This is a genomic window from Pseudomonas knackmussii B13, assembly GCF_000689415.1.
Taxonomy (GTDB): Bacteria; Pseudomonadota; Gammaproteobacteria; order Pseudomonadales; family Pseudomonadaceae; genus Pseudomonas; species Pseudomonas knackmussii.
Genome location: NZ_HG322950.1, coordinates 4470411 through 4487426, shown reverse-complemented (window position 1 = coordinate 4487426; position 17016 = coordinate 4470411). Strand labels below are relative to the sequence as shown.

At 66.6% G+C, this 17016-nt stretch carries 16 protein-coding genes and 1 pseudogene; 15 read left to right on the top strand and 2 right to left on the bottom strand.

Translation table 11 applies throughout. From position 1 onward, the window contains the following. Positions 1 to 195 precede the first annotated feature (195 nt). Positions 196 to 456: a DUF2790 domain-containing protein gene (locus tag PKB_RS21050; RefSeq protein WP_043254209.1), complete on the bottom strand. Its 261-nt coding sequence runs from the start codon at positions 454 to 456 to the stop codon at positions 196 to 198. A gap of 253 nt (positions 457 to 709) precedes the next feature. Beyond that, positions 710 to 1639 (bottom strand): LysR family transcriptional regulator, encoded by a 930-nt coding sequence (locus tag PKB_RS21045; protein WP_043254206.1) that lies wholly within the window; start codon positions 1637 to 1639, stop codon positions 710 to 712. A 217-nt stretch (positions 1640 to 1856) separates the two neighbouring features. Between PKB_RS21045 and PKB_RS21040 the strand changes: the two genes are divergently transcribed. The 15 genes and pseudogenes from PKB_RS21040 to PKB_RS20970 all read left to right on the top strand — a co-directional run bounded on the left by PKB_RS21040 (position 1857) and on the right by PKB_RS20970 (position 16979). Continuing rightward, entirely contained in the window at positions 1857 to 3293 is a 1437-nt protein-coding gene (locus PKB_RS21040; RefSeq protein WP_043254204.1) for an NAD-dependent succinate-semialdehyde dehydrogenase, read from the top strand. An 11-nt stretch (positions 3294 to 3304) separates the two neighbouring features. Then, positions 3305 to 3643: a carboxymuconolactone decarboxylase family protein gene (locus PKB_RS21035; protein WP_043254203.1), complete on the top strand. Its 339-nt coding sequence runs from the start codon at positions 3305 to 3307 to the stop codon at positions 3641 to 3643. Continuing rightward, positions 3640 to 4656, top strand: coding sequence for an NAD(P)H-quinone oxidoreductase (locus PKB_RS21030; protein WP_043254201.1), 1017 nt, complete (start codon positions 3640 to 3642; stop codon positions 4654 to 4656). The genes PKB_RS21035 and PKB_RS21030 overlap by 4 nt, the downstream gene beginning before the upstream one ends. Positions 4657 to 4887: 231 nt before the next feature. Further along, complete coding sequence (locus PKB_RS21025) at positions 4888 to 5367, top strand: hypothetical protein (RefSeq protein ID WP_043257596.1); 480 nt, start codon at positions 4888 to 4890, stop codon at positions 5365 to 5367. Between the two features lie 249 nt (positions 5368 to 5616). Then, entirely contained in the window at positions 5617 to 6513 is an 897-nt protein-coding gene (locus PKB_RS21020) for a VOC family protein (protein ID WP_043254198.1), read from the top strand. A 10-nt stretch (positions 6514 to 6523) separates the two neighbouring features. Further along, positions 6524 to 7404: pseudogene (locus PKB_RS21015) on the top strand (CoA transferase subunit A). A 12-nt stretch (positions 7405 to 7416) separates the two neighbouring features. Continuing rightward, entirely contained in the window at positions 7417 to 8226 is an 810-nt protein-coding gene (locus PKB_RS21010) for a CoA-transferase subunit beta (protein ID WP_043254196.1), read from the top strand. Next, positions 8223 to 9080 carry an enoyl-CoA hydratase gene (locus PKB_RS21005; RefSeq protein WP_043254194.1) on the top strand — a complete coding sequence of 286 codons (858 nt, stop codon included), beginning with the start codon at positions 8223 to 8225 and terminating at the stop codon, positions 9078 to 9080. Before PKB_RS21010 ends, PKB_RS21005 begins: the two co-directional genes overlap by 4 nt. After that, positions 9077 to 10189, top strand: coding sequence for an NAD(P)H-dependent flavin oxidoreductase (locus PKB_RS21000; RefSeq protein WP_052355346.1), 1113 nt, complete (start codon positions 9077 to 9079; stop codon positions 10187 to 10189). The genes PKB_RS21005 and PKB_RS21000 overlap by 4 nt, the downstream gene beginning before the upstream one ends. Further along, positions 10170 to 10922, top strand: a complete 753-nt coding sequence (locus PKB_RS20995) for an enoyl-CoA hydratase family protein (RefSeq protein WP_043254192.1) — start codon at positions 10170 to 10172, stop codon at positions 10920 to 10922. Before PKB_RS21000 ends, PKB_RS20995 begins: the two co-directional genes overlap by 20 nt. 16 nt (positions 10923 to 10938) lie before the next feature. Next, complete coding sequence (locus PKB_RS20990; protein ID WP_043254189.1) at positions 10939 to 12105, top strand: acyl-CoA dehydrogenase; 1167 nt, start codon at positions 10939 to 10941, stop codon at positions 12103 to 12105. Between the two features lie 11 nt (positions 12106 to 12116). Continuing rightward, positions 12117 to 13178 (top strand): acyl-CoA dehydrogenase family protein, encoded by a 1062-nt coding sequence (locus PKB_RS20985; protein WP_043254186.1) that lies wholly within the window; start codon positions 12117 to 12119, stop codon positions 13176 to 13178. A gap of 10 nt (positions 13179 to 13188) precedes the next feature. Beyond that, positions 13189 to 14337 (top strand): acetyl-CoA C-acetyltransferase, encoded by a 1149-nt coding sequence (locus PKB_RS20980; RefSeq protein WP_043254183.1) that lies wholly within the window; start codon positions 13189 to 13191, stop codon positions 14335 to 14337. A gap of 84 nt (positions 14338 to 14421) precedes the next feature. Further along, on the top strand, positions 14422 to 15297 hold the full coding sequence (locus PKB_RS20975; protein ID WP_043254180.1) for an SDR family oxidoreductase: 876 nt from the start codon (positions 14422 to 14424) through the stop codon (positions 15295 to 15297). A 440-nt stretch (positions 15298 to 15737) separates the two neighbouring features. Then, positions 15738 to 16979, top strand: a complete 1242-nt coding sequence (locus PKB_RS20970) for a helix-turn-helix transcriptional regulator (RefSeq protein WP_052355345.1) — start codon at positions 15738 to 15740, stop codon at positions 16977 to 16979. Positions 16980 to 17016 lie beyond the last annotated feature (37 nt).

The following is a 17016-nucleotide window of genomic DNA, read 5'->3' as shown; positions in this document are numbered from 1 at the left end:
AACCGCGTGGCGGTTATGCGCCGTTTTGGTTTTGGGCTAATTGCTCAGGGGCTGTTATCGACCCATTGAAGCCTTTGACGAAACGCATAAACGGCCAGAAGCAGTCAGTCTCTAGTGGATGCTCTTGGCGACAAAGCCGAAGAGTTTGCCCTTTACGCCAGGGGCGAGCTGAAATCAGCAATGGCGCATTCAAGCTCAACCATTCGGGCAGGTTCCCATCACTTGGTAACGGATAGTGTGACGACGGCCTTGGGAGTCGTCGTAAGTCATCCACATGGGCACGACTCCACATATATCTGGAACATCCGATTTGCTGACAACCTTACGGATATCCAGCTTTATGCCGTAGGTATAGTCCTGCGCTGCCTTCGAGTCGTTCGGACCGCGGTCACCAGCGTAGGTCTGCATCGCAGCAATGCCGATGAACAGAGAGAACAAAATCCTGAAGATTTTCATGGGGCCGAACTCCTGCCTGAAAGGGATTGATTCATCGATGCACGGAGCGTTCAGGCTCGGTGCCTGTAATCGTTCCGTGGCCAAAATCGTATGAGGCAGGTGGCGGCGGATATAGACGAGGCGCAGGCAAAGACTGTTGTCTTGCAACGTTGGAATCGGACGCCGCGAATATAGATGCAGAGGAAGTCCCAGCATCTGGTCGGGACCGGATGTTTCGGCGCCCGGCCAGACACCAATGGCACCCGGCGGCGGATCAATTGCCGACCAGCGCTTGAGCTGTTGCGGCGAGTTGGTCGCCGACCCGAGCCTTGAGGGTGTCGATGAAGCGGGTGATCTTCGCGTCCAGGAACTGGCGCGAGGAATAAACGACGAATACGTTGCGCTCTTGCGTGTGGTATTCGGGCAATACGCGGACGAGAGCTCCCGAGTGCAAATCGTCAATAGCCGAGAACCCGGCTAGCAGGCCGATCCCCGCTCCACTGCGGACGGCCACGGCCATCGCCTCCATATCGTTGACGCTGAAGCCCGGCCCTGCGTGGATGAAAGTGGCTTGGCCGTCCTGGTGCGTCAGCTGCCATTCATCACGTGCGTAATCGACTGTGCCTAGACGCAGGCATTGGTGTTCTTGCAGATCCTGAGGCTCCTGCGGTGGTGCATGCCGGGCCAAGTAATCCGGCGAGGCCACCAATACGCAGTGGCTAACTCCGATCTTCTGGCTCACGTACGCCGAGTCCGGTAGCGCGCGAGCGATCAGGATCGACACATCCAACTGGTCTTCAAGCAGATTGGGCATTTGCTGGGAAAGCATCAGGTCTACCGTCACCTCTGGAAAGGCCTGGCGATACTCCAGCACTGCCGACGTCACCAGGTGCCGCCCTAGGCTCGGCACGCAATGCACGCGCAGCGTTCCACGGGGCTCCAGCAACGCGTTTCGGGCCTCGGCCTCCGCATTTTCCAAGTCTGCCAGGATAACCGTGCAGCGGTCGTAAAAACGCCGCCCAGCATCGGTAACCGAAAGGCGCCGCGTGGAGCGCTGCAGCAGGCGCGTATCGAGCATTTGCTCGAGCGCGGAAACCGCCCGAGAAATGTTGCCGACAGTGGAGTCGAGATGATTGGCCACCGCGGTGAAGCTGCCCATCTCGACGACCTTCACAAACACCAACATGTTCGAAAGCTTATCCATCGCCACGGTTCCTGAGCCTGTAGTTATCGCCCGCCACGCGTGCGAATCGCGGCCATTTAAAAGCGATATTCCCTCTGGGCACAAGATTCATTCCCGGCACTGAGGCTAAATCGCCGGCACAGGTCTCCATAGACTCAATCGCACGGTCCGGCATTGCCGACCTCAGCGTGTCGCTCTGCACAGGGTGACCATCGAGAACCTCATGAGGGCCCTTACCATGAATGTTTCCTACGACCCGCTTTATCTTTTCATCGGTGGTGAATGGATCAGCAGCCAGGGGCGCGCGACGGCGCCCGTTCTGAACCCCGCGACCGAAGTCGTAATTGGCCAAGTTCCGCTCGCGACGTCGGCAGACCTGGAGCACGCCCTGGCGGTGGCCCAACGTGGTTTCGAGCAGTGGCGCGCAACTGTTCCCGCTGAGCGGGCGAAGGTTCTCAAGCGGGCCTCCGCACTGATCCTGGAGCGCGTCTCTCACATCGCCGAGCAGATGACCCTGGAGGAAGGCAAGCCGATCGCTGAGGCCGTAGACGAGGTAACTCGCGCCGCCGAGTATTTCGAGTGGTTCGCCGAAAGCGCTCGACGCATCGATGGCCGAGTGGTGCCAGCCAATCGCCCCGGCGTCCTACAAATGGTCAAGCGCCAGGCGATCGGTCCGGTGGCCGCTTTCACACCCTGGAACTTTCCGGCTATTACCCCTGCACGCAAGCTGTCTGCCGCACTGGCCGCAGGCTGCAGCGTAATCCTCAAGCCCGGTGAGGAGAGCCCATCCACGGCCCTCGCTCTGGCTCGTGCCCTGGACGATGCCGGCCTGCCCAAAGGGGTTCTGCAGGTAGTGTTCGGGGTGCCGGACCAGGTTTCGAGCCAACTCATCGCCTCGCCGATCATCCGCAAGGTCACGTTCACCGGTTCGGTGCCCATTGGGCGCCTGCTGTCTGCACGCGCCGCAGAGGGGGTCAAGCCGATCACCCTGGAGCTGGGCGGCCATGGCCCGGTGCTGGTATTCGACGACGCCGATATCGAGCGTGCCGCCGTTGAGGGCGTCGCCAACCGCTTCCGTGGCACCGGCCAGGTGTGCATTTCTTCGACTCGATTCCTGATCCAGCGGGGCGCGTATGACCGCTTCGTCCAGCGGTTTGTCGCCGCCACCCAAGCACTGCGGGTCGGCGACGGCCTGAAGCCGGACACCCAGGTTGGACCGCTCGCCAATGCGCGGCAGCTGGCCAAGATGGAGGAGCTGGTGGCCGACGCAGTAGCTAAGGGCGCTCAGGTGCTGGCCGGTGGCGAAAGCTTGCCCGGCCCCGGTTTCTTCTTCGCGCCGACTGTGCTGGCCGATGTGCCGATGGACGCGAGAGTGATGCACGAGGAGCCCTTCGGGCCGATTGCCATCCTCATGCCGTTCGACAAACTGGCCGACGGCCTGCGCGAGGCGAATCGACTGCCCTACGGGCTCTCCGCGTATGCCTTCACCCGCGACGCGCGCACTGCCATCGATGTCGCCGACGGCCTGGAGGCCGGGATGATCGGCATCAATCAGTACCGCATCGTAGCTACCGAACTGCCTTTTGGCGGCTTCAAGGAAAGCGGCCATGGGTCCGAAGGCGGGATCGAAGGCATCGAGCACTACCTTACCCACAAGTTCGTCAGTCAGATCTGAGGAGACAGACCATGTCGCGCCCCGATTTCAGCAGCCCGCGCGAAGCCGCGCGGGCCTTTACTCCCGAGCTCGCAGAGTTCGTCGATAGCACGCTCTACCCCCACATCTGGGGAAACCCGGTCCTCGCGCCGCGTGAGCGCAGTTTGATCACTGTGGCGGCGCTCATCGCCGGGGGCCACCACGACGAGCTGCCATCACACCTGCGGCGCGCCTTGATCAATGGCGTAACTCACGCGGAGCTGGCCGCCGCGATTACCCACCTGGCGTTCTATGCAGGCCTGCCTGCGGCCATCAGCGCCTCGGCCATCGCCAACGCCACCCTCGCCGCGACGGAGACCGTGCAGCCATGAAAGCCATCCTTTTCGAAACCTTCGGTGAAGCCGATGTCATGCAGCTCGGGGATGCGCCCAGCCCTGAGGTGCGTCCTGCCGACCTGCTGGTGCGAGTCCACGCCGCCGGTGTCAACCGCGCGGACCTGACACATCGCATGGGTGGCTATGGGCGTCCGAACTTCGGTGATTCGACGATTATCGGCCTGGAGATTGCTGGTGAGGTCATCGATGTGGGCAGCGATGTCACCGGTTATGCCGTCGGCGATCGAGTGATGGGCGTGGTCGGGGGCGGCGCTTATGCCGAACTGGCGCGCATCGACTATCGGATGGCGATGCCGGTTCCAGCGCAGCTGGATTATGTGCAGGCCGCGGCCATCCCGGAAGTCTTTGTCACCGCCCACGAGGCTCTGCTGCACCTGGGCCGGCTGAAAACGGGGGACTCGGTGCTGATCCATGCCGCCGCAGGTGGAGTGGGGTCAGCAGCAGTGCAGCTCGCTCGGGCAACAGGAGCGACGATCTATGCCACGACCGACGCCAGCAAGCTGTCGCGAGTCGAGCAGTTGGGTGCCGATTTCGCCATCGATTACAAGTGCCGGGACTTTGTTGACGTCATTGCAGAGAAGACCGGTGGTCGGGGCGTCGATGTGATCATCGACTTCGTAGGAGAACCCTATTTCGCAAGTAACCTTGCCTCCCTTGCCAATGGCGGGCGCCTGATCCAGGTCGGTATTCTCGGAGGTGGAGGCAACGTGGCAGTGAAGCTGGAGGAAATCCTGTACCGTCACCTTCAAATCATCGGCACCGTGATGAAGTCCCGCTCGCAATCCGAGAAGCACGCCATGATCCGCCGCTTCCGGGAGCACTGGCTGGATCGCTTCGACAGCGGGGACGGCCTGGAGCCAGTCGTGGACAGTACTTTCCCTCTAGCTCGCGCAGCGGACGCTCACCGCAGGATGGAGTCCGCCGAAAACGTCGGCAAAATCATTCTGACGATGCGTCCGCAGGATCTGCTTTCAGATTGTGATTGCTAAGCTGTCAATCCCATGAGTGCCCTGTTGGCGGGGCCTCTTTGGTCGAGGGTCCTGAAAATAGGCGCAGCTCATTTAGGGCGGGTAGAAATCTGAGCGGCAGCTCCTGGCCGGTTTCTGCCGGTTGGCGCCGGCAATGACCAGCCAGACATGACGTTCGTAGAACGACTGAGCTCTTATCATTTATCTTTCCAGGCCATGAACATGGCCGCTTCGAACAAGGAACTTGCCTTCATGGCCTCCTCAGACAAACAGAAGAAGCGCGCCCAGCGGGCGAAAGCCAAAGCCAAGCAAAACCGCATGGGCAAGTCGAAAGCCCATGTCGTCCATCCGCTCCTGGCCAACCCGCTGATCAACGATCCGTTCGCCGATTTCGCGTTCGATTTGAGCACCTTCGACTACAAGGTCATCGAGGAGAACGGCTTCGACCCTGCGGACTTCGGCGATCTGTTCCGGGCCATGTACCTCAGCGAGGACATAAGTCTGCTCGCCCTTTGCCTGGTGTTCCTGCAGTACCCGGTGTTGCAGCTGGTGGTGGCCGAGGAATCGGACGAGGCCGCGGCCGACTTCATCATGAGCCTGCTGATTACCTATCGCGCGATCTTCTACGAAGAAGACGAGGACATGGCCATGATCTGGCTGGAAAGCGACGACTTCCAGATGGCCTATAACCAAGCCTCGCTGATCTTGCAGAAGAGGGACTCCCGCACCTAAGGTGCTGCGGTACTGGTCGGCAATTAGCTCAACAGCTTCGCGCCGCTGGTTGCATTGACGGCGGCATCCGGCTCGGCGAGCTGTGCTCGGTGCTACCCGGCAACGGGCCGACCCGCCCTCGTAACGCCTCGCTCCCCGCCGCCCTGGCGCTAGTCCCATTGGACGATGTTGCGCCCAGCCCGCGCTGTTTGAATCCCCATCACCAGCCAGCCCCTCGCGGCTTGGCGACGATGATGAGGAGTTTCCCCGATGGATATCCGTGGACTGGGCTACGTGACCGTCCTGGCCAGCGACCTGGAACGCTGGCGTGCCTATGCCAGCGAAGTGCTGGGGCTGATGGTGGATGCGGCGGCTCCCGAGGGCGCGCTGTACCTGAAGATGGACGAGCGCCACTTCCGCCTGCTGGTTTTGCGCGATGCGCGCGACGGCTATGGCGCCAGTGGTTGGGAAGTGGCCGGCCAGGCTGCCTTCGAGCAGGCCATCGCCGAGCTGCGGCAGGCCGATGTCGAGGTGGTTCGCGGCGGCGCCGCCGACTGCGCGCTGCGCAAGGTCCAGGAAGTCGCCTTCTTCCATGACCCGGACGGCAACCGCCATGAGCTGTTCTGGGGCCCCTGCCAGGACTTCCGCCCCTTCGTTTCCCCGGCCGGCGTCAGCGGTTTCGTCACCGGTGCCATGGGCATGGGCCACGTCGTTCTGCCGGCGCCGAGCTTCGATCGTTGCCGCGACTTCTACGAGCAGGTGCTGGGCCTTGGCCTCTCCGACCTGATGAAGGTGCGCTTCACCCCCGACCCGCAGGAGCCGGAGAAGCGCATCCACTTCATGCACTGCGGCAACGCCCGCCACCACTCGCTGGCGATCTTCGAGTGCCCGATCCCCAGCGGCTGCGTGCACCTGATGCTGGAAACCGCGTCCCTCGACGACGTCGGCCGCGCGCTGGACCGCATGCACGCCCACGGCGTGAAGCTCTCGGCGACCCTCGGCAAGCACACCAACGACCACATGGTCTCGTTCTACATGCAGAGCCCCGGTGGCTTCGACATCGAGTACGGCCATGGCGGACTGGAGGTGGACTGGGAGCGCCATTGCCCCTTCGAGAGCACCGTGGTCAGCCATTGGGGCCACGACTTCAGCGTCGGCCGGCAGTGAGGAAAGCACCATGAACAAATGCATGACAGCGGCCGACGTGGTCGCCCAACTGCGCGACGGCATGACGATCGGCATCGGCGGCTGGGGCCCGCGCCCAAGCCGATGGCGCTGATCCGCGAGATCCTCCGCTCCGACCTCAAGGACCTCACCCTGGTCGCCTATGGCGGCGCCGACGTCGGCATGCTCTGCGCCGCCGGCAAGGTGAAGAAGCTGGTGTTCGCCTTCGTCTCGCTCGACTTCATCCCGCTCGAACCCTACTTCCGCAAGGCGCGCCAGGCCGGCGAGCTGGAGGTGATGGAAATCGACGAGGGCATGATGCTGCTCGGCCTGCGCGCCGCCGCCATGAACGTGCCCTTCATCCCGACCGCCGTGGGCCTGGGCACCGACGTACTGACCCACAGCCCGGACATCAAGCTGGTCAGCTCGCCCTACGCCGACGGCCGCGACTGGGTCGCCATGCCGGCGCTGAAGCTGGACGCCGCGCTGATCCACGTCGACCGCGCCGACGCCCGTGGCGTCTGCCAGATCGAGGGGCCGGACCACTACATGGACGACCTCTTCGTGCGCGCCGCGCAGAAGAGCTTCGTCAGCTGCGACGAGCTGGTCGACTCCGCGCACTTCCACGCCAACCCGCAGGCCGCGCGCCAGGTGTTCTGGGAACGCAACCTCACCACCGGCGTGGTGCACGTCCCCGGCGGGGCGCACCCGAGTTCCTGCGCGCCGCTGTACGGCTTCGACGTGCCGCACTTCCAGCGCTACAACGCCTCGGCCTCGGAAGAGGGCGGCTGGCAGCGCTACTACGACGAATTCATTCGCGACGGCGAAGCCGCCTACCTGGACAAGGTCGGCGGGCTCGACGCCCTGCGCCAACTGCCCCTGCCGGTGTTCTGACGAGGCCAAGCCATGACCGACACAACCTACAGCCTCGCCGAACTGCTGATCTGCGCCGCCAGCGAGTGCTGGCGCAATGACGGCGAAGTGCTCGCCACCGGCATCGGCGTGATCCCGCGCCTGGCCGCTTCCCTGGCCATGCTGAGCAGCAACCGCGAGCTGCTGATGACCGACTCCGAGGCCTTCATGGTCGCCGAGCCGGTGCCCCTGGGCGCACGCAACGGCTACGAGCCGAAGTGCGACAGCTGGATGGGCTTCTCGCGCATCTTCGACAACGTATGGGGCGGGCGCCGCCACGCGCTGGTGGGCCCGACCCAGATCGACCGCTTCGGCCAGGCGAACATCTCCTGCGTCGGCGACTACGCCAAGCCCAAGGCGCAGATGCTCGGCGTGCGCGGCTTCCCCGGCAACTCCATCAGCCACGCCAACTCCTTCTTCGTGCCGGCGCACAACCGCCGCGTGTTCGTCGAGGGCGAGGTCGACATGGTCGCCTCGGTCGGCTACAACCCGGCGCGCCTGGCCCGTGGCTGGTCGCTGGACGACATCGACATCCGCCTGGTGGTCACCGACCTCTGCGTGCTCGACTTCCAGGGCCCGCAGCGGCAGATGCGCGTGCGCTCGCTGCACCCCGGCGTGGAGCTGGCGCAGGTGCTGGACAACACCGGCTTCGACCTGGCGCTGCCGGCCGACATTCCTACCACCGCCGCGCCGACCGCCGAGCAGCTGGAGCTGATCCGCCGCCTCGACCCGCAGAACCTGCGCGCCCGCCAGCTCAAGGACAACCCGCCGGGCGACCGCCGCAACGCGGAGGCGCGGCCATGAGCGACGAGGTCGTTCTCTACGAGGTCCAGGGCCCGGTGGCCCTGGTCACCATGAACCGCCCCGAGTTCCACAACGCGCAGAACTCGCAGATGACCTACGCGCTGGACGCGGCCTTCCGCCGCGCCTGCGACGACGACGCGGTCAAGGTGATCGTCCTGCGCGGCGAGGGCAAGCACTTCTCAGCCGGCCACGACATCGGCACGCCGGGCCGCGACGTGGACAAGAGCTTCGACCGCGCGAGCCTCTGGTACGACCACGTGAACAAGCCCGGCGGCGAGTTCCTCTACGCCCGCGAGCAGGAGGTCTACCTGGGCATGTGCCGGCGCTGGCGCGAGATGCCCAAGCCGACCATCGCCATGGTCCAGGGCGCCTGCATCGCCGGCGGCCTGATGCTGGCGTGGGTCTGCGACCTGATCGTCGCCAGCGACGATGCGTACTTCCGCGATCCGGTGGTGCGCATGGGCATTCCGGGCGTGGAGTACTTCGCCCACGCCCACGAACTGAACCCGCGCATCGCCAAGGAATTCCTCTTCCTCGGCGAGCGCATGCCGGCCGAGCGCGCCTGGCAGATGGGCATGGTCAACAAGGTGGTACCGCGCGACGTGCTGCTCGACGTGACCCTCGACATGGCCCGGCGCATCGCCGAGATGCCGCGCCTGGGCCTGCAGCTGACCAAGCAGGCGCTGAACAACGCCGAGGACCTGATGGGCAAGCGCGCCACCATGGACATGGTGTTCGGCCTGCACCACTTCGCCCACGCCCACAACGAGCTGGTCAGCGGCGACCGCCTGGGCGGCTACGACGCCCGCAGCATGGCCAGTTCGCAGCGCGAGCCGGCCAAGGAGGGGCGATGAGCCTGGACCTGAGCACCCGCGTCACCGAGCTGCTCGGCTGCCGTTACCCGATCATCCAGACCGCCATGGGCTGGGTCGCCGACCCGCGCCTGGTGGCGGCCACCTGCAATGCAGGCGGCTTCGGCTTTCTCGCCGGGGCCACCATCGAGCCGCACCTGATGGAAGCGGCGATTCTCCAGACCAAGGCGCTGACCGACCGGCCGTTCGGGGTCAACTTCCACATGTACCAGCCCAACGCCGGCGAGATCGTCGAGCTGGTGCTGCGCCACGGTGTGAAGGCGGTGAGCTACAGCCGCTCGCCGGGCAAGCAGATGGTCGCCCGCTTGAAAGACGCCGGGGTGATCTGCATGCCCACCGTCGGCGCGCTGAAACACGCGCAGAAGGCCGTGGAGATGGGGGCCGATATCGTCACGGTGCAAGGCGGGGAGGGCGGCGGCCATACCGGCTCGGTGCCGACCGCGCTGCTGCTGGCGCAGGTGCGTGACGCAGTGAATGTGCCGGTGGTGGCCGCTGGCGGCTTCCACGACGGCGCTGGCCTGGTCGCCGCGCTGGCCCTGGGCGCCGAAGGCGTGGCCATGGGCACGCGCTTCCTGATGAGCCGCGAAAGCCCGGTGCCGGACGCCACGCTGAATCGCTATCTCGGTGTGAAGGACCCGGCGAAGGTCATCGTCAGCCGCGCCCTCGACGGCCTGCCGCAACGCATGATCCGCAACGAACTGCTCGACGAACTCGAAGCCGCCGGCCCCTTGCGCCGCCTGCGCCTGGCCGTGGGCTGCGCGCTGGCTTACCGGCGCCTGTCCGGCATCGGTCTGGGGCAGATGCTCCAGGCCCTGCGCAATCGCGGTGAGCTGACGCTTGCCCAGGCGCTGCTGGCGGCCAACGCGCCCATGGTGATCCAGAAGGCCATGGTCGATGGCGAACCCGAGGCCGGCGTGCTGCCCGCCGGGCAGGTCGCCGCGCTGCTCGACGCCCGGCCGTCCTGCGCCGAACTCATCCAGAACATGGTCGCCCAGGCCGAGACGCGCCTCGCCGCACTGGCCGCGCGGGTGGCCGCGCAAACCCCTTCCGACAACGCCCAGGAGAGCCGCAATGCAGCCGTTTCGCGTTGAGATCAACGAGCACATCGCCGAGCTGGTGTTCGACCGCCCGCCGGTGAACGCCTTCGACTGCGCCGGCTGGGCGGCCATCGCCGCCGAGCTGGAAAGCCTGGGCCGCGATCCGCGCGTGCGGGTCATCGTCATCCGCGCCGAAGGCCGCGGCTTCTGCGCCGGCGTCGACATCAAGGAACTGGCCGCCAACGGCAACCTGATCGTTGCGGTGAACAAGGGCAACTACGACAGCTTCAAGGCGGTGCATCGCAATCCCAAGCCGGTGATCGCCGCCGTACACGGCTTCGTCCTCGGCGGCGGCATCGGCCTGTGCGGCGCGGCGGACATAGTCGTCGCCAGCGAGTGCGCGACCTTCGGCGTACCCGAGGTGGACCGTGGCGCCATGGGCGGCGGCGCGCACCTGCAGCGCCTTTTCCCGGTGCAGAAGGTGCGCCACATGTACTTCACCGGCGAGCCCATCGACGCCTACGAGGCCTTCCGCCTGGGCGCCGTGGAGCGCGTGGTGCCGCGCGAGAAGCTGCGCGACGCGGCCCTGGACATCGCCCGCAAGATCGCCGCCAAGAGCCCGGCCATGATCGCCCTGGCCAAGGAGGCGCTGACCGGCATCGAGGACGGCAACCTCGAGGACAAATACCGCTGGGAGCAGGGCTTCACCCTCGAAGCCTACCGCTCGATCGATTCGCAGGAAGCGCGCGATTCCTTCGTGGAAAAACGCGACGCGCAATTCAACTGACCGCAGGCAACCGCCCATGGACCTGAACTACAACGACGAACAACGCGCCTTCCGCGAGGAAGTCCGCGCCTGGCTGGCGGCCAATGTGCCCAAGAACCCCTTGCCCTCCTTCGACACCGAGGAGGGCTTCCGCCTGCACCGTGACTGGGAAGCGCGCCTGCACGAAGGCCACTGGGGCATGGTGACCTGGCCCGAGGCCTACGGCGGTCGCGGCTGCGACCTGATCCAGTGGCTGATCTTCGAGGAGGAGTACTACCGCGCGGGGGCCCCGGCGCGGGTCAACCAGAACGGCATTTTCCTCCTCGGCCCGACCCTCATGGAGTTCGGCACCGAGGAGCAGAAGGCCCGCTTCCTGCCGTCCATGGCGCGCGGCGAAGAGGTGTGGGCGCAAGGCTGGTCCGAACCGGGCGCCGGTTCCGACATGGCGGCGATCCGCTCGCGCGCCGAGCGCGTCGGCGACCACTACGTGATCAACGGCCAGAAGACCTGGTCGACCCGCGCCGTGTGGGCCGACTGGCTGTTCGGCATGTTCCGCACCGACCCCCAGTCCAGCCGCCACCACGGCCTGACCTTCATCCTGGTGCCGCTCGACGCGCCGGGCATCACCATCCGCCCGATCGCCCAGCTCGACGGCCTGCCGGGCTTCGCCGAGATCTTCTTCGACGACGTGAAGGTGCCGGTGGAGAACGTCCTCGGCGGCGAGGGCCAGGGCTGGCACGTGGCGATGTCCACCGCCGGCTTCGAGCGCGGGCTGATGCTGCGCTCGCCGGCGCGCTTCCAGGAAACCGCGCGGCGCCTGCTGCAGCTGTACCTGGAGAACCGCGAGGCGGCGGACCGCGACCCGGCCATCGGCGAGGCGGTGATGCGCGCCTGGCTCGACGCCGAGGCCTACACCCTGAGCACCTACATGACTGCCTCGCGCCTGCAGCAGGGCGGGCGCATCGGCCCGGAATCCTCGACCAACAAGATCTTCTGGTCTGAGCTGGACCAGCGCATGCACGACACCGCGCTGAGCATCCTCGGCGCCCGCGCCGAACTGCTGCCCGGCGCGCCGCTGGCCGGCGACGTGGGGCGCTGGCTGGACGGTTTCCTGTTCTCCCTGGCCGGGCCGATCTACGCCGGCACCAACGAAATCCAGCGCAACATCATCGCCGAACGCATGCTCGGCATGCCGCGCGCCTGAGGAGATTGGCCATGGACTTCACCTTCAACGACGACCAGCTGAGCTTCCAGGACAGCGTGCGCGCCTTCCTCACCAACCAGGTGACCCCCGAGCGCCTGCGCGAGCTGTGGGACAGCGAAAGCGGCCGCTGCGACGCCCTCTGGGCGCAACTGGCCGAGCTCGGCTTGACCGTGCTCAATGTGCCCGAGGCCTATGGCGGCCTGGGCCTGGACGAGACCGACTGGGTCCTGCCGGCGCAGGAGTGCGGCTATGCCGCGCTGCCCGAACCGCTGCTCGACACCTTGCTGGTCGGCGTGCCGCTACTGGCAGCGCTAGGCGCCGAACACGAGGCGCTGAAGAGCGACTGGCTCGGGCGCATCGCCGAGGGCCGCGCGCGCCTGGCGGTGGGCCACCCGGACAACCTGCTGGTGGCCGACGCGCACGTCGCCGACCTGCTGATCCTCGGCAGCCGCGATGAAGTACACGCCGTACCGCGAGCTGCCGTCGAACTCACCCGCAGCCCGGCGCTGGACCCCGGCCGCCAGCTGTTCAGCGTGCAGTGGACGCCGAGCGCGCAAACCCTGGTCGCCAGCGGTGAGCAAGCTTGCACGCTGTGGGCCGCTGCTTTCGAGCGCGGCGCCCTGGCCTGCGCCGCGCAGCAGTTGGGCCTGGCCCGGCGCATGGTCGACCTGGCGGTGGACTACAGCTTCGAGCGCAAGCAGTTCGGCAAGCCGATCGGCAGCTTCCAGGCGGTCAAGCACCTGATGGCCGACGTCGCGGTGCTCATCGAGTTCGCCAAGGCGCCGCTGTACCGCGCCGCGCAGTCGATTGCCGAAGGCCACTCGCAGGCCGCGCTGCACGTCTCGCAAGCGCGCCTGGCGTGCGCCGAGGCTTCGCAGCTCGCCGCCAAGCACGCGATCCAGGTGCACGGCGCCATGGGTTACACCTGGGAAGTCGACCTGCAGATCTACATGAAGCGCGCCTGGGCCCTGGACAAGGTCTGGGGCGACCGCAGCCTGCACAAGGCGCGGCTGTGCCAGGCGCTGTTCGCCGGCGAACTGAACGCCGGCGCCGGCCACACCTTCGGCAGTTGAGGAAAGGACCATGGCAGAAGCCTACATAGTCGACGCCCTGCGCACGCCCACCGGCAAGCGCAAGGGCGGCCTGGCGCAGATCCACGCCGCCGACCTCGGTGCCCACGTGCTGCGCGAACTGGTGCAGCGCAACGGCATTCCGGACGCGGACTACGACGACGTCATCTTCGGTTGCGTCGACACCATCGGCCCGCTGGCCGGCGACATCGCCCGCACCTGCTGGCTGGCTGCCGGCCTCGACCAGGGCGTGCCCGGCACCACAGTCGACCGCCAGTGCGGCTCCTCGCAGCAGGCCGTGCATTTCGCCGCGCAAGCTGTGATGAGCGGCACCCAGGACGTGGTGATCGCCGGCGGCGTGCAGACCATGACGCAGATCCCGATCTCCTCGGCCATGACCGCCGCCGAGCCGCTGGGCTTCAGCGACCCCTTCAGCGGCTCCGAAGGCTGGGTGAAGCGTTACGGCGCGACGCCGCCGAGCCAATTCCGCTCGGCGCAGATGATCGCCGAGAAGTGGGGCATCAGCCGCGAGGCGCTGGAAGCCTACTCGCTGGAATCCCACCGCCGCGCATTGCGCGCCATCGAGGAAGGCCGCTTCAAGCGCGAAATAGCCCCGCTGGCCGGCATCGAGCACGACGAGACGCCCCGGCAGACCAGCCTGGCGAAGATGGCCGAGCTGGAAAGCCTATTCGGCTGCGACCGCGTCACCGCCGGCGTATCGAGCCAGACCTGCGACGCGGCCAGCGCCCTGCTGATCGTTTCCGAGCAGGCGCTCAAGCGCTACGGCCTGACTCCGCGAGCCCGCATCCACCACCTCAGCGTGCGCGCCGACGACCCGGTGTGGATGCTCACCGCGCCCATCCCGGCCACCGAGTACGCGCTGAAGAAGGCCGGCATGCGCCTGGAAGACATCGACCGGGTGGAGATCAACGAAGCCTTCGCCTCGGTGGTCATGGCCTGGCTGGAGGAAACCGGCTACCCCCACGAACGCACCAACGTCAACGGCGGCGCCATCGCCCTCGGCCATCCGTTGGGCGCAACGGGCGCCCGGTTGATGACCACGCTGCTCCACGAGCTGGAACGCGCGGGCGGGCGTTATGGCCTGCAGACCATGTGCGAAGGCGGTGGGCAGGCGAACGTGACGATTATCGAAAGGCTGTGAGCGAGTCGCCCCTCTCCTGCGGGCCTCCATGTAGGAGCGGGCCATGCCCGCGATTCTCGCCAATCTGAATTACCGGAGTACCCCATGCCAATCTGCAAAGACCGCGTCGTCATCATCACCGGCGCCGGGGGCGGCCTTGGCCGCGCCTATGCCCTGGCCCTGGCGGCCGAGGGCGCGAAAGTCGTGGTCAACGACATCAACCGCGAAGCCGTCGCCGGCGTGGTGGCGCTGATCCGCGACCAGGGCGGCAGCGCCATCGGCGACTGCCACGACATCACCGACTACGTCGAAGCTGGCGAGATCGTCGGCTCGGCCATCGCCGCCTTCGGCGACCTGCACGCGGTGGTCAACAACGCCGGCATCTGCCGCGACCGCATGTTCGCCAGCCTCACCGAAGCCGACTGGGACGCGGTGATGGCCGTGCACCTGAAGGGCCACTTCTGCATCGCCAGCCACGCCGTGAAGCACTGGCGCGAGCAGGCGAAGCAGGGCGCCAAGGTGCAGGCGCGCATCATCAACACCAGCTCCGGCGCCGGGCTGCAAGGCAGCATCGGCCAATCCAACTACGCAGCAGCCAAGGGCGGCATCGCCTCCCTGACCCTGGTGCAGGCGGCGGAACTGGCGCGCTACGGCATCACCGCCAACGCCCTGGCCCCGGCCGCGCGCACCGGCATGACCGAACAGGTGTTCGCCGCGACGATGAAAAAGCCGGAAGAAGGCTTCGACCACTTCGCCCCGGAAAACGTCGCGCCACTGGTGGCCTGGCTGGTGTCCGAGGACTCGCAGCACGTCACTGGAAAGCTGTTCGAGGTGGAAGGCGGCAAGCTGTCCATCGCCGACGGTTGGCGCCTGGGTCCGCAACTCGACAAGGGCGCGCGCTGGCAGCCGGCGGAAGTCGGTGCGGCAGTGGATGCCCTGATCGAACAAGCGGTGCCGGCGCAGAAGGTCTACGGCACCTGAGACCCGCAAACCTCAACATACGGAGTTCCCCTGTAGGAGCGGCCCATGGCCGCGAATCGCGCGCATGGCGCGCTCCTACAGGGTTGTCTCGGTGCAGGGATAATCGCGGATGAATCCGTTCCTACAGGATGATGCCGAACGGCTCCTTCTCCCTTCAGGGCGGGCCGCGTAGGAGAGGGCTGGGGAGAGGGTAGCGGACTTCGCCCCAGCATCGGCGCCAAGCCTGACTCCGCTCCCCCTCCCTAACCCTCCCCCGCAAGCGGGAGAGGGGGCTGTTCGGCAGAACGGGGGGTTCTGCAGCCGGCCGGTTGCCTCGGTTCGCGAGCAAGCTCGCTCCTGCGAAAGGCCGGCTCCGGCAAGCCCCCACGTCCATTCGGACGATTCCCCCCACCCGCGCTGCGGCCAGACTGCCTCCATCCGACTCGACAGGGCTGCCTGCCATGAAGTTCGCCTTCACCGAGATGCAGGGAGCGGTCCGCGCCGTCGTGGGCCGTGAACAAGGGCTGGGGGTGCTGCTGTGCGGCGCCCAGGCTTCCTCGCCGCCTTGGCAGGTCGCCGAGGCTCTGGCGGAGCTGATCGGCCTGGCCTACGAGGGGCTCAGCGAGGCGCGGCCCTGGTTCGGCCTGGCCGAGCGCCTGCGGCAGTTGCTCGGCGCCTTCAACGTGACCATCACCCTGCATCATTCCGAGGACCAGCCCCGGGATGTCCAGGTGATGGCCCTGGACGCCGATGATCGCACTGACTGGGACCTCGCCGAGCAGGTTTCCCGCGAGCGCTTCTGGCACATCGAGCTGGTGCGTCCGGAGTCGGTGGCGCCGGGCACGCTGATCGAGTTCGGGCCGGGCGACGTGGAGGGGGACTGTGCCGCCTTCATGGTTTCGCTGGGCATCGGGCGGTGCCTGCGCGGTTGCTTCGCAGAGCCCGGCGGCATGCGCTGCTGGATCGACGTGGTGCGTGGCCTGCGGCTGTCCGGGCAGGCCTTCGCTGCGGAGGAGCGCGCCTTGCTGGCGCAATTGCTGCCGCATCTTTCCCGGTCGCTGGGCCTGTACGCCCGGCTCAAGCGCGAGGAGGCCGAGAAGGCGGTGTACGAGGGCAGCCTCGACCACCTGGCGCTCGGTTGCCTGCTGCTGGATGGCCATGCGCGGGTGCTCTGCGCGAACCGTGCGGCCCGCGCGATCATCGCCCGGCAGGTCGGCATCGAGATTCGCCAGGGGCGCTTGCAGGTCGAGGAGCGCGGAGCGCAGCAGGCGTTGGAGGCGGCTGTCGCAAAGGTTCTGCAGGCGCGCAACGGTCCCGGCGAGCGGGTGCGCCTGCAGGCGCGCGACGGCACCTTGCTCGGCATCCTGGTCGCGCCGGTGCCGCCGGCGCCTTATTACCAGGGCGAGCAGGTGCCCAGCGTGATCGTCCACCTCTGCGAGCTTTCCCAGTGCGAGGCTGCATCGCAAGTCCCGCGCGCCCACTCGCCCGAGCTGCTCGGCCAGCTCTTCGGCCTGACCCGCCAGGAGGCGCGCCTGGCGGCCTGGCTGGCCACCGGGCGGACGATCAGCGAAGCGGCCGGGCAGATGAACATCGCCGTGACTGCCGCGCGCAATTATTCGAAGAACATCTACGCCAAGCTCGGCATCAAGGGCCAGACCGACCTGGTGCGCCTGATGTGCCGGAGCGTCGCCCTGCTGCGCTGACGCCGGAACCCGCGTTCTCAGTACCAGTTGGTACTGG